Origin of the sequence: Neobacillus rhizosphaerae, assembly GCF_050477885.1 — a bacterium.
GTDB lineage: Bacteria > Bacillota > Bacilli > Bacillales > Cytobacillaceae > Neobacillus > Neobacillus rhizosphaerae_A.
In genome coordinates, this window is the sequence record NZ_JBCNAC010000112.1 from 1 (window position 1) to 12,794 (window position 12,794).

Sequence of the window (12,794 nt, forward strand, 5' to 3'; positions counted from 1 at the left end):
ACAGGCAAGTTTAACAGAGCGTATAAAATAAACAACATATGAGTATTATAAATGCAAATTATGGTTTCAAATTTGTCTATTAAGTGATTTGTATGAACGTTTTATGAATCCTACTGAGGAAATAGGTGGAGGAAGGAATTTTGGAGTCAGTTCTTGTCTTTTTTCTCTTTATCAATCGTATTTTTGTAAATTCGTTTAAGTGCTTCATTTTGCATTCTAATGTATTCAAGTAAAAATTCTTTCTCTTCTTTCTCTTGGTCGACCGGGTCCTTTTCTTCTTTTTTCACGGAAGTCACCTCTTCACTTAATTACTTGCATTTTACCCGATTAATACTGCAGTTTAAAGCATTTTCAAAATTTACTTACACTCCGTCGCAAAATATTCCCTTTTCGAATTGACTTTTATGCAGATGAAATATATAATTTCTTCAAAAATACTATTGAAACGATGATGGGGATTAGTAAAATGAAGGTGTCTTACCAAGAGAGGAAACCATTGGTGCGAGGTTTCTTAAGACGGTCGTTTGAACCTGCCTCTGAGTTCTGTATCGGATATCATGAAGATACATGCGGATCAAATCCGTTATCATGCAAAGAGTTTAAAGCGAATGCTTTATGAATTTAGGGTGGTACCGCCAGGCCATGGTCCCTTTTTTGGGAACAAGGCCTTTTTGCATTTTAATCGGAACTTCTCGTTGTATTTATTTTTAAAAAAATGAATGAGGTGTCAAAATGGCAAAGGAATTTGTAAAAGATGTCACTGCGATGGATGAGGACTTCGCACAGTGGTATACAGATGTTGTAACAAAAGCTGATTTAATCGACTATTCAAGCGTTCGCGGATCGATGATTATCCGTCCGTATGGATATGCTTTATGGGATAATATTAAAAATGAATTAGATCGTCGAATCAAAGAAACTGGACATGAAAATGTCTATATGCCTTTATTCATTCCAGAAAGCTTACTACAAAAGGAAAAAGATCATGTTGAAGGCTTTGCTCCTGAAGTAGCATGGGTTACACATGGTGGTTCTGAAGAGTTAGCAGAGCGTTTGGTTGTTCGCCCAACTTCAGAGGTTCTTTTCTGTGAGCACTATAGTAATATCATTCATTCGTACAGAGATTTACCAAAGCTTTATAACCAATGGGCTAACGTTGTTCGTTGGGAAAAAACAACACGTCCATTCTTACGTACATTAGAGTTTTTATGGCAGGAAGGCCATACTGCCCATGCAACGGATGAAGAGGCAATGGAAGAAACCATTAAAATGTTAAATGTATATGCAGCGGTTTGTGAAGAAATCCTTGCAATTCCTGTTGTTAAAGGACAAAAAACGGAAAAAGAAAAATTTGCGGGTGCAAAAGCGACTTTTACCATTGAAAGCTTAATGCATGATGGTAAAGCATTACAGTCTGGTACTTCCCACCACTTCGGTACAGGTTTTGCGGAAGCCTTTAACATCCAGTACACGGATAAAGAAGGTAAACTACAATATGTTCACCAAACATCTTGGGGTTTTACAACAAGAATCATTGGGGCATTAATCATGGTACATGGTGACGACCGCGGTCTTGTCATCCCACCAAAAGCAGCGCCAACACAAGTGATGATTGTGCCAATCGCTCAGCATAAAGAAGGCGTGCTGGACTTTGCTTATGATTTGAAAAAGTCGCTAGGACAGGTCGCACGTGTTGATATTGACGCAAGCGATAAAAAGCCAGGCTGGAAATTCAATGAGTATGAAATGAAAGGTGTTCCAGTTCGTTTAGAAGTTGGACCAAAAGACATTGAAAATAAACAGGTTGTATTGGTAAGACGTGATACTCTAGAAAAAGTGATTGTTCCTATGGATGAATTGGAATCAAAACTTGTTGCGTTACTGGATGAGATCCAGACTAACCTTTACAACAAGGCATTGAATCATCGCGAAGAAAGAACTTCTGTAGCGACTACACTTTCTGAGTTAAAAGAAACTCTTGAAGCAAAGCCTGGTTTTATCAAAGCTATGTGGTGTGAAGATTTAGCCTGTGAGGAAAAAATTAAAGAAGAAACAGGGGCAACATCAAGATGTATGCCATTTGAGCAAGAACAAGTTTCTGATAAATGTGTATGCTGTGGCAAAGAAGCTAATAAAATGGTTTACTGGGCAAAAGCATACTAAGATTTGTGGGCTCTTCCTTTATGGAAGGGCCTTTTTATGTGAATTTGTAGATATAATTCAAAACCATGTAGATAAAACCTGAATTCGTGTAGAAATAATCTAAAAGTGTGTAGATATAATCTAAAACTGTGTAGAAAAACCATGATTTTGTGTAGAAATAATCCAAAAGTGTATAGAAATAATTTTTATTAAAAGGAATTTACTTCATCATAGCGAACTGTATAGTTGTTAAGAGGAGGATTTGAACATGAAACCGATATTATTAGACTTTCCAGAGGAGTTTTCCACTGAGCGGCTATTAATCCGCAAACCAATGCCTGGAGATTGCAAAGACGTATATAATGCAATGCAAGCTTCCATGAACGAATTGAAAGAATGGATGCCATGGGCTCATAGAGGACAAACTGTAGAAGATGTAGAAGTAAATATGAGAGAAGCACATGCAAAGTTTTTGACACGTGAAGACCTTAGGCTGCACCTCTATGATAAAGAAACTGGGGAATTTATCGGGTCGTCTGGCTTACATAGGATTAACTGGAGTGTTCCAAAGTTTGAAATTGGTTACTGGATTGATACCCGCCATAGTGGAAAGGGCTATATCACAGAAGCGACACAAGCTATCACAGAATTTGCTTTTACGGAACTGAAAGCCCGCCGAGTGGAAATTCGCTGCGACTCTACTAATACAAAAAGCCGTGCGATCCCAGAAAAATTAGGCTTTACATTAGAGGGAATCCTAAAAAATGATGGACTATCAGCGGACGGGAAAGTAGTAAGAGATACCTGCGTTTATGCAAAAATCAACTAACGTAAAAGAGGTTGACTCACGTGAGTCAACCTCATTATTAATCTAGTAAGTACCTCTTTAAATAAAACTTTGTAATGGCCAAATATTCACGAGTATAGGATTTTACTACAGCCTGTATCGGGGTTTTTGCAGGCAGCCCGTTTACTTTTAAACCCTGGTCTCTTGCAATCGAAACAGCCCGATAAATATGAAAGGTATTGGTTACTACTAATCCTGAATGCGCATTTTTAGGAATGAGCTTTCTAGAGTAGTTAATATTTTCATAGGTATCAGTAGAACGATCTTCTAACAGAATTCGAGATTCACTAATGCCACGCTTGATCAATTCTCTTTTTATGCACTCTGCCTCAGAAATATCCTCACCTGGACCTTTTCCACCTGAAGCAATGGCGATGGTATTTTCGTTTTCCTTTAAATAACTGGCGGCCGCTTTAATCCGGCTTCCAAATGCAAGAGAAGGTACAGTTCCCTTCACCCTTGCCCCGAGAACAATGATATAATCAGCATTTTTGGGCACATCCGTATGTATATGCTGACTAATTTTAAACTGTAACATACCAACATAAATCAGTCCTAATGCCACAAGAATACTAAAATAGGACAACATCCTTTTCTTATTTTTCATCCATTCCAATCCATTTCATATTATTTTTTAAAACTATTAAATCTCTCTATATAATAGAATAAATTGGATGAATTAACCAATAAATTTTTCCGTAAAAAAAGAGGCTGAGATTCAGCCTCCTTATTCACATACCCATGACAGTCCTATTGTACCTACACCAGTATGCACCCCTGCAACCGTAATGAGCATTAATATTTCAGTTTCAATTGTAGGGAAAGTTTCTCTTATTACATTTTCCAGTTCTGTTGCTTTTTTGATATCGTTTGCATGAACAATAGCAACCTTTTTCACTGATTTGGTTTCAAGGTCTTCTTTCAATTTATTTACAAGCCAAGCAATGACCTTTTTCTCTGTACGAACTTTGTCTTTAATTTTGGCTGCGCCTTCTTCAATTGATAAAATGGGCTTTATGTTAAAAAGGGAGGCTAGTATTTTTTGGCTCCCAGACACCCTTCCGCTTTTATGAAGCTGATCGAGGTTTGATGGAACTAAGTATAATCGAGTTTGGTCAAGGAGACCATTTAGCTGGGAGATGATTTCGCTAATTTCTAGACCCTGTTCGGCGAGCTCGATTCCTCTTTTAATTAAAAAAGATAGGGGATACGACCCGGTTTTCGAATCTATGGAATAAAGTTTAAAGTCTTCCATTTCAGCTGCCATAACGGATGATTGATAGGTTCCCGTTAGTAAACTCGAAGCATGAATGGCAACTCCGAAATCATATTCTTCTTTTAATTTACTATATAAATCAACAAAGTCTGAAATTGAGGGCTGTGAAGATTGAAATTTCCCTTCCTCATTTTTCATTCTTTCATAAAATTCTTCTTCAGTAATATCAACCGTTTCCTTGTAAAATTCATCATTAATTACAACGTGCAGGGGAATTACATGTATATGATGCTGCTTTATAAATTCTTTACTTAGAGATGCAGTCGTATCAGTGATCCACGCAATCTTTGCCTTATTCATATAATCCTCTTCCTCCAGTGGAAATCTCTAGTTTATTTACAATATACCCTGAAAAGAGCCTACTACACGTGTAACTTATTCATTATTTCACAATTCTATTAATAAGTTTAAAAATAGGAAAAAGGGTACGTAGTATTAATTACTAAATAAAACAATACAAGAGCGATAAATAACTCGTCAAGTTACATTTGTCATACCCAAACCAAACTATTTTAAATAAATTAAACTACACATAAGAGAATAGTGAATCGAAGGAAGTTTAGTTAATCTGTGATTTTCGAACTAGTTCAAATTATTCAAATATAACGATGTGTGATTTGAATCACTTTATTGGTGTGGTTAATTTCATATAATCACTATGCAGACAGTGAAAACGTATTTAGGAGTGATTATTTTGTTAGAACAAAAAACAATTGAAATTATTAAATCTACTGTACCAGTCTTAGAAAAGCATGGAGAAACGATTACCACAAGATTCTATCAACTTATGTTTGGGAATCATCCTGAACTATTGAATATCTTTAATCATGCGAACCAGAAACAAGGACGCCAACAAAAAGCATTAGCAGGCACAGTTTATGCTGCAGCAATGTACATTGATAACCTAGAAGCCATTCTTCCAGTAGTAAAACAGATTGCCCATAAGCACCGTAGTCTTGGTATTAAACCAGAGCATTATCCGATTGTTGGCAAGCATTTGTTACTAGCCATTAAGGATGTGTTAGGAGATGCTGCGACTGACGAGATTATTGATGCATGGGGTCAAGCATATAACCTGATTGCCGACGCCTTTATCAGTGTTGAGGCTGAGATGTATGAAGAGGCTGCAAGCCAAAATGGCGGCTGGGATGGATTCCGAAATTTTGTTGTAGACCGAAAAGTAGTTGAAAGCGATGTAATTACCTCTTTTTACTTAAAACCTGAAGATAATAAGGGAATTGCTACTTTTATTCCAGGTCAATATATTAGCATCAAGATGGAAATTGAAGGAGAAGATTTTACACATATTCGTCAATACAGCTTATCAGATGCTCCAGGAAGAGACTATTATAGGATTAGTGTGAAGCGCGAAGCTGGAACTGAAAATCCAGACGGAATGGTATCAAACTATCTCCATGATGGTGTTAAGGAAGGCGAACTATTGAAGGTAAGTGCACCAGCTGGTGATTTCATTCTTGATACGGAAAAGAATACACCTGTTGTTTTACTTAGTGGTGGAGTAGGGTTAACACCCATGATGAGTATGTTAAAAACGGTAGTTGAAATTCAACCTAGTAGGGAAGTAACTTTTGTACATGCAGCTGCGAATGGGAATGTGCATGCACTTAGAAATGAAGTGGAAGAGCTATCTAAGCTAGAAACAGTTGAGTCCTTTTTCTTCTACGATTCCCCTACTGAAGAAGATCGAATGAATAATTGTTTTGATGTAGAAGGATATATTACACGTGAATGGTTGGAAGAGAAGGTTTCTGTAGATAAAGCAGAATTCTACTTCTGTGGACCGGTTCCTTTTATGAAGGCAATCAATCGCTCATTAAAAGACCTAGGAGTAAAGGAAGATAGAATTCACTTTGAATTCTTTGGTCCAATGGGTAATTTAGAAGAATAGAAAGAAAATGATGCCGGTTCCCAAATGGGGAATCGGCTTTTTATTTTGCTATAAAAGTTAAGAAATCATGAACGTTTATGAGTTTACGACATTGAAAGTTTGATTCAAACCTGAACTATGATTAAATAATAGAAAAGGCCGCCAGAAAGGATGTTTTTAATGAGTAAGAATGTCATACGTTCTATTACTGCCATCGCCATATTGTTTTGCCTCGTCTGGCTTGTTGGGCTCGGCTGGGCGGTAGGGGAATATTATGCAGGGAAGCCAGAAAAAGTTCCTGAAAGAACGACTGAAAAATCAGAAGTGAAAAGTAAAAAAGGACTAAACATTGTCGCTTTAGGCGATTCGTTAACTAGGGGAACTGGTGACGAAACGGGTAAGGGGTATGTAGGGGTCTTATTGGATGAAATAAAAGAAAAGACAAAAGGACCTGTGCAACTAACCAACCTGGGGATCAATGGACAAAGGTCAGACCAGCTTCGAAAACAGGTACAAGAAAAAGAAGTGGGGCGGCAGATTGAAAAATCAGACTTGGTTCTTGTAACGATTGGCGGCAACGATTTGTTCAGAGGTGGACAAGCCATTATGGATTTCGGAAATGATGATGTTGCTACTATTGAGAAAAAGTACCTTGAAAATCTTAAGGCTATATTCGAACAAATCCGAAAGAATAATCCTGATGCCAATGTGTTTTTTATTGGATTGTATAATCCATTTATTGATTTAGACCAGGGAAAAGAAATGTCGAAAGTAGTCCGTCATTGGAATTATGATAGTGCAGAAACAAGTGCAGCTTTTCCAAAGATTGTTTTCGTTCCAACTTTTGACTTATTTGAGTTAAAAGTCAATGATTATCTGTACTCTGATAAGTTTCATCCAAATTCAAAGGGATACCGTTTAATTGCAGAACGTGTAGCCTCATTGCTCACCTGGTAAGGAGAGGAAACCGATGGAGAAAAAAATTACATTAGAAGTAAAAAATTTAAAAAAAGAAATCGGAAGAAAAGAAATCATTAAAGGGTTAACGTTTGATTTACGCGAGGGTGAAGTGTTTGGGTTCTTGGGACCAAATGGGGCTGGGAAAACAACAACGATACGTATGCTTGTTGGTCTAATTAAGCCAACTTCCGGTAGTATCCAAATTTGTGGATATAATATTGAAACACATTTTTATGAGGCAATGAAAAACCTTGGATGTATTGTTGAAAACCCAGAATTATATCCTTATCTTTCCGGGTATAATAATCTGCTTCATTTTGCACGAATGCTTGAAGGAATTGGAGAAGAACGAATCAAGGAAGTGACAGAATTAGTCGGTCTCAAGGAAAGGATCCATGATAAAGTAAAAACCTATTCATTGGGGATGAGACAGCGTCTAGGTATTGCTCAAGCCTTGCTAGGAAAACCGAAAGTGTTAATACTCGATGAGCCGACTAATGGGCTGGATCCGGCTGGAATCCGTGAAATGCGCCAGTTTATTCGCTTCTTAGCAGAGAAAGAAGGGCTAAGCGTCCTAGTCTCCAGTCATTTATTAAGTGAAATTCAATTACTCTGCGATCGGGTTGCTATTATTTCAAAAGGCACGGTCATTCGGACAGATACGGTTCATCAATTGTTGTCCAATCGGGAAAAAGTAGTTTGGCAGTTAAGTCCGATTGAAATGGGAAGGAACATATTAGCTTCTTTAACAGCGATTGAAGAGAGAGAAGATGGTACGATTATGACAGAGTTTGATGAGCAAAAAACGCCAGAATGGAATAAACAGCTGGTTCTTGCAGATGTTTCTGTTACTGAAATGAATCGGAAAATGCCAGTACTTGAAGATTTATTCCTCGAACTTACGGGGGGTGACTCCATTGAATAAATTGATACAAAATGAAATGATGAAATTGATTGCCAAAAAAAGACTTGTAGTCATTGCCATCATTATTGGCGTTTTAGTGATGTTATTTACATATGCACAATATAAACAGGTGGAAACGCAACGAGAAAAATTAGGTACTAGTGATTGGCGTACGATTTTGCAGCAGCAAATAGTGGATACGACTAACCGGTTGAGCAGCAGTCGAATCACGGATGAATGGAAGAAGCAACTGCAAATATCCTTACAGCAACAGCAATATTATCTTGACCATGATATAAATCCTGCTGAGCCAGGCGCACCTACATTTATGAGGGTCTTCTTGGAGAATTCAATTGATCTTTTTATTCCTTTAATGGTCATGGTTATTGCCAGTGATTTAGTTTCCTCTGAGCATAGTTTAGGGTCAATTAAGCTTTTACTAACCAGGCCGGTAAGAAGATGGAAGGTATTATTGAGCAAATATATCACATTGTGTTTAGCTGTTTCGTTAATCATTGCCATCGCAGGGATCCTTTCTTATCTTGTTTCTGGATTGGTTTTTGGATATAGCGGCTGGGGGGCACCCATTTTAACAGGGTTTAATGTAACGGAAACGGGATTAAATACTTCAGGGGTGAAGCTCCTCAGCCTGTGGAAGTTCCTGCTAATGGATTTTGGATTAGTTTGGTTTGTTTCTATCGTAGTAGGGACACTCTCTTTCATGTTATCTGTTTTGATTCGAAGTACCGCAGCGGGCATGGGAGTGATGCTAGCTGCTCTCATCTCAGGAGCGATTTTAAGTAATATGGTTTCATCTTGGGAATCGGCTAAATATTTCTTTATGGTCAACCTACGTTTAACAGACTACATGAAGGGATCTGCTCCACCAATCGAAGGAATGAATCTATCCTTTTCAATGATGGTGTTGTTCGTTTGGTGGGCAGCAGCACTACTCGTCTCCTTCGTGGTCTTTACAAAAAAAGATGTTTATTAATAAAAGTCTTTGTTAATGAGCAATGTTGAATTTAAGAACAATGTTGATTGGAGCGGAAAGCGAAGCGCCTGGAGTGGAAATCAACATACAAGGTTACAGAGAATATAATAATTGAGGTTAACTCCTTTGCACTGGAGTTAACCTTTATTTGTTTTTATAGAAACTCATAATAACTTTTGTGAAAATAGTTTAAATTTGATAGAAAATTATTAATTTTATAAAATAGAATAAAATAAATGCACCTAAACGGAGGGGTAAATATGGCATTTAAAATAAAAAAAATTGACCATATCCAACTTGCGGCACCAAAGGGCTGTGAAGAGGCTGCAAGAAACTTTTTTGGCGAAATTCTTGGACTTATGGAGGTAGAAAAGCCAGAAGAATTAAAAAAGCGTGGGGGAGTTTGGTTTGAATTTGGAACCTTCCAGCTTCATATTGGCGTCGAAGACCCGTTCACACCTGCAAAAAAGGCACATCCTGCGTTTGTTGTTGAAAACATTGAGGAATTAAAAAAACACTTGAATAAATATGAGATAACATTTCAAGAGGATGATAATCTTCCTGGAGCCAGTCGTATTCATGTAAATGATCCTTTTGGTAATCGACTTGAATTTCTAGAGTGGGAATAATTCGTTAACAAGAGTATTTTTTATAAAAAATAGCCCCATTCCAACATTGGATATGGGGCTTAATGTCTTTTTAATAGGGATGTAGGACCAAAAATATAAGAGCAAACTAATCAATTTACAAGCAGGGTGAGGGGACAGCCTGCCAGAGGGATAATGACTCAATACCTTTTGCCGGGCATTACTGTTTAGCAGTTACTTTTACGGGTTCATGACTAACACCTATGTGTTGTTTAAAAATTAAAGAAGGACCACCAAGGTTAAAAAGGTAACGTGCCTCAATAACCTGTTTCATAAATGCGGCAAATAACCCAGAAAGACGGAAGTTTCCGACCTTTCCTACTGCAGCCCAGTTTCCAATAGAGGCAACAGAACCTTTATGATGATATTCAAATGCTTTTAATTCACTACCACGTAGTGTAGAAACGATATTTTTTGCACAAACATCAGCTTGTTGTAAAGCAACCTGAGCAGTAGGAGGTAAAGAAGATTTTTCATCCTTCATGAATATTGAGCAATCACCTATGCTAAAGATGTTTTTCATATTCTCAACCCGTAAATAACGATCTACCGGTAGTTTGCCTTTCAGCATTGGTAAGCCACATCGTTGAATAATGGTATTTCCTTTCACCCCGCAAGACCAGATTAGTGTTTTTGTTGGGATTTCCATACCATTCTCGAGGCAAACCTTTTCTTTCGTGCACTCTAAAATTTTCATACCTGTTAATAATTCAACATTATTTTTTTCTAACACTTCAGTTGTATACTCGATTGATTCTTTAGGGAAGAAAGGAATGACGGAAGGTGCAGCTTCTATCGCAACAATCTTTACTTTCTCAAAGGGCACCTCGTACTGTTTACATAGCTTTGGAAGACCTTCTGCAAGTTCTCCAAGCACCTCAACTCCTGTAAATCCACCACCTGCAACAACAAAGGTTAGGCGTGCAGGATCTTGATCTTCCTTGTAAAGGTTTAGTTGTTTAATAATCTGATTATATATTGCTTTTGAACTTCTAAAGCTTCTAATTTCGAATGCATGTTCTTTTATTCCAGGAATTCCGAAGGTCTCCACTTCAAAACCGAGTGCAATTAATAAGTAATCATACTCTACAGTGTCGCCACCTTCGAGGTATACTTCTTGGGTATTAATATCGATTGAGGAGACAGTTCCCTTTTTAAAATAGGTCTTGGCCGGATCTATTAGTTCAGGAATGGACATGGCAATTTGTTTATCAGCTGCGGTCCCGACACCTGTTTTGTGTAATTGTGTCGTTATATAGTGATAATCGTGTTTATTTATTAAGGTTACATCTGCTTCACCCGATTTTAACAACTTTTCAAGTTTCTTACTGGTAATAATCCCACCGTATCCTGCACCTAAAATTACGATTTTGGGTCTTTTCATTTTAATCACTCCCGTTTTTCTTTAAAAAATACTTTTATATAATATGTGAAACATTTCACATATAGACTTTAAAAAATGAGAGCTAAAAGCTCTTTTTACGTGAAACATTTCACAAACCTTCTATGTTCATAGAATACGATAAATTTAAAGTTAAAACAAGTAATTTATCCACTAAAATTTTGACAAAATGGTAAATTATTTTTAATAAATTGGGAAAGATAACCACGTGCCACAAATTGATCAAATATATGAAAAATAAGAAGTGGAAGGTGTTTCATATGAAAATAAAAATGTTACTTTTGGCAATGGGTTTATTGTTTTCACTGCCAGGATTAGCTTCAGCTAATCATCTTGAACAAAGGGATCATGGAGAAAAAGCACCTTGTGATTGTCAAGATGGAGGTAAGCACCATCATCACATGATGCATAAAGATTGGCAAGCACATATGGCAGAAAAGGAACAAAAACTGTTAGCATGGGTAGATCAATATACGCCTAATAAAAAAACAGAATGGACAAAAGTGTTAGAAGAGAAAAAGACACTTCGTACCAAATGGATGAGTCCTGAAAATGCGGCAAAGCGTGAGCTGTGGAAAAAAGAGAGAATGGCCAAAATGGAAGAACTAAAAAAGCAATTGGATGAAGGTAAATTAACGAAAGAGGAGTTTATCCAAAAGGCACACGATGGTAAAGTCATGGGTCATTGGAAAACCTTCCATGAACTGCGTTTGGCTGTAGAAAAAAAGGATAACCAGCAGGCGGCAAACCTCCTTAACCAGCTATTAGAACAATACAAGCAGCATAATCAGAAAATGAATGAGATGCTTACAAAGTGAGTAATAAAAAATTAATGATGGCAACACTTGGTTTAGGGGCTGCTTTCATATTAAGAAATGAAAAATCACGAAAAATCTTAAAAGAACAATTTCAAGCCTTTGCAGAAAAGTCTAGAAAATAAAACAACCCCCCATTCCCTGTAAGACTTTAGGATAATGGGGGGAATTTTATTTATTTAGGTCGATTTTATCCTGCTTAACTTCTTTAATTTCTTCTTTAATTTCTTCTTTTATATCATCCGCAATGCCTTCAGTTGCTTTTTTAAATTCACGGATTGACTTACCAAAAGCACGTCCAATTTCTGGCAATTTGTTTGGTCCAAAAATGACTAAGGCAACAATTAAGATTAAAATTAATCCGGGAAAACCAATATTAGAAAACATTCTTTCACTCCTATTGATGAGTTGTTATCATTTCAATCAATATTATACCGTTATATTTTAAATAGTACTAGTAGATAGACTAAGCGAAGGTAGCATGAAGCATAAATAAAACTAAAAATGCAATGGCAAACTTTAAATGCCAATTCCGATCTGTCCGTTTGAACCGGTTTACACCCATTACCATTAGGAACAAAAGGACAATAACAGCTCCAATTCCTGATAGATAAGTAAAGTTTACCTTAAAGCCTCTTATAAGCGCTAAGAAACTGTGTAGAAACACTATACCTGCAGAGAGAAGAGCGACTGGTACATGCCACTTTCGGACAATCTTTGCAATAGACTGAACAAGAGGCTTGATTTGAATTTGTCCCAATTGAAGTGTCTTTAATTGCTTTTGCTTTAATAACCAAAAGACAGGATAAATGGCTAAAGCAGCAAAAAAGCCAATTCTTGAAATAGAACCCAACTGTTTAAATGTTCCTTTATAGTGACGAAAGTCTTGGCTCATTAGCTCCTGGTGATTAAACGTGAT

15 protein-coding genes and 1 other annotated feature are annotated in these 12,794 nt (G+C 37.0%); of the genes, 9 read left to right on the top strand and 6 right to left on the bottom strand.

The window, feature by feature from the left end:
• Positions 1 to 146: 146 nt before the first annotated feature.
• Entirely contained in the window at positions 147 to 287 is a 141-nt protein-coding gene (locus ABES03_RS15545; RefSeq protein WP_430118281.1) for a hypothetical protein, read from the bottom strand.
• 152 nt (positions 288 to 439) lie between these two features.
• Positions 440 to 654, top strand: a binding site (T-box leader).
• A gap of 78 nt (positions 655 to 732) precedes the next feature.
• On the opposite strand from ABES03_RS15545, the gene proS reads away from it, so the two are divergent.
• Together proS and ABES03_RS15555 are read left to right on the top strand one after the other, a co-directional pair.
• The gene (proS, locus tag ABES03_RS15550; protein WP_430118283.1) at positions 733 to 2,163 is read left to right on the top strand and encodes a proline--tRNA ligase; all 1,431 of its coding nucleotides are present in this window, start codon (positions 733 to 735) and stop codon (positions 2,161 to 2,163) included.
• A gap of 247 nt (positions 2,164 to 2,410) precedes the next feature.
• The gene (locus tag ABES03_RS15555; RefSeq protein WP_430118285.1) at positions 2,411 to 2,971 is read left to right on the top strand and encodes a GNAT family N-acetyltransferase; all 561 of its coding nucleotides are present in this window, start codon (positions 2,411 to 2,413) and stop codon (positions 2,969 to 2,971) included.
• A 37-nt stretch (positions 2,972 to 3,008) separates the two neighbouring features.
• Here ABES03_RS15555 and ABES03_RS15560 read toward each other — a convergent pair whose 3' ends face one another.
• Positions 3,009 to 3,596 carry a YdcF family protein gene (locus ABES03_RS15560; protein WP_430118287.1) on the bottom strand — a complete coding sequence of 196 codons (588 nt, stop codon included), beginning with the start codon at positions 3,594 to 3,596 and terminating at the stop codon, positions 3,009 to 3,011.
• A gap of 120 nt (positions 3,597 to 3,716) precedes the next feature.
• Complete coding sequence (locus tag ABES03_RS15565; protein WP_430118289.1) at positions 3,717 to 4,565, bottom strand: DegV family protein; 849 nt, start codon at positions 4,563 to 4,565, stop codon at positions 3,717 to 3,719.
• 394 nt (positions 4,566 to 4,959) lie between these two features.
• Here ABES03_RS15565 and hmpA point away from each other — a divergent pair, with 394 nt between their 5' ends.
• The 5 genes from hmpA (at position 4,960) to ABES03_RS15590 (ending at position 9,640) form a co-directional block, all read left to right on the top strand.
• Positions 4,960 to 6,174, top strand: a complete 1,215-nt coding sequence (hmpA, locus tag ABES03_RS15570; protein ID WP_430118291.1) for an NO-inducible flavohemoprotein — start codon at positions 4,960 to 4,962, stop codon at positions 6,172 to 6,174.
• 159 nt (positions 6,175 to 6,333) lie between these two features.
• Complete coding sequence (locus tag ABES03_RS15575) at positions 6,334 to 7,110, top strand: SGNH/GDSL hydrolase family protein (RefSeq protein ID WP_430118293.1); 777 nt, start codon at positions 6,334 to 6,336, stop codon at positions 7,108 to 7,110.
• Between the two features lie 13 nt (positions 7,111 to 7,123).
• Positions 7,124 to 8,038 carry an ABC transporter ATP-binding protein gene (locus tag ABES03_RS15580; protein WP_430118295.1) on the top strand — a complete coding sequence of 305 codons (915 nt, stop codon included), beginning with the start codon at positions 7,124 to 7,126 and terminating at the stop codon, positions 8,036 to 8,038.
• A complete protein-coding gene (locus ABES03_RS15585; protein WP_430118297.1) occupies positions 8,031 to 9,011 on the top strand; it encodes an ABC transporter permease subunit in 981 nt (326 codons plus the stop codon). Before ABES03_RS15580 ends, ABES03_RS15585 begins: the two co-directional genes overlap by 8 nt.
• 260 nt (positions 9,012 to 9,271) lie before the next feature.
• Positions 9,272 to 9,640, top strand: coding sequence for a VOC family protein (locus ABES03_RS15590; RefSeq protein ID WP_430118299.1), 369 nt, complete (start codon positions 9,272 to 9,274; stop codon positions 9,638 to 9,640).
• Between the two features lie 178 nt (positions 9,641 to 9,818).
• On the opposite strand, the gene ABES03_RS15595 is transcribed toward ABES03_RS15590, so the two are convergent.
• Entirely contained in the window at positions 9,819 to 11,042 is a 1,224-nt protein-coding gene (locus tag ABES03_RS15595; RefSeq protein ID WP_430118301.1) for an NAD(P)/FAD-dependent oxidoreductase, read from the bottom strand.
• Positions 11,043 to 11,320: 278 nt separating this feature from the next.
• Here ABES03_RS15595 and ABES03_RS15600 point away from each other — a divergent pair, with 278 nt between their 5' ends.
• Together ABES03_RS15600 and ABES03_RS15605 are read left to right on the top strand one after the other, a co-directional pair.
• Entirely contained in the window at positions 11,321 to 11,878 is a 558-nt protein-coding gene (locus ABES03_RS15600) for a hypothetical protein (RefSeq protein ID WP_430118303.1), read from the top strand.
• Positions 11,875 to 12,000 (top strand): hypothetical protein, encoded by a 126-nt coding sequence (locus ABES03_RS15605; RefSeq protein WP_308079831.1) that lies wholly within the window; start codon positions 11,875 to 11,877, stop codon positions 11,998 to 12,000. Before ABES03_RS15600 ends, ABES03_RS15605 begins: the two co-directional genes overlap by 4 nt.
• A 46-nt stretch (positions 12,001 to 12,046) precedes the next feature.
• On the opposite strand, the gene ABES03_RS15610 is transcribed toward ABES03_RS15605, so the two are convergent.
• A complete protein-coding gene (locus ABES03_RS15610; RefSeq protein ID WP_309864130.1) occupies positions 12,047 to 12,262 on the bottom strand; it encodes a twin-arginine translocase TatA/TatE family subunit in 216 nt (71 codons plus the stop codon).
• A 79-nt stretch (positions 12,263 to 12,341) separates the two neighbouring features.
• Positions 12,342 to 12,770, bottom strand: a complete 429-nt coding sequence (locus tag ABES03_RS15615) for a hypothetical protein (RefSeq protein ID WP_430118305.1) — start codon at positions 12,768 to 12,770, stop codon at positions 12,342 to 12,344.
• Between the last annotated feature and the right edge of the window lie 24 nt (positions 12,771 to 12,794).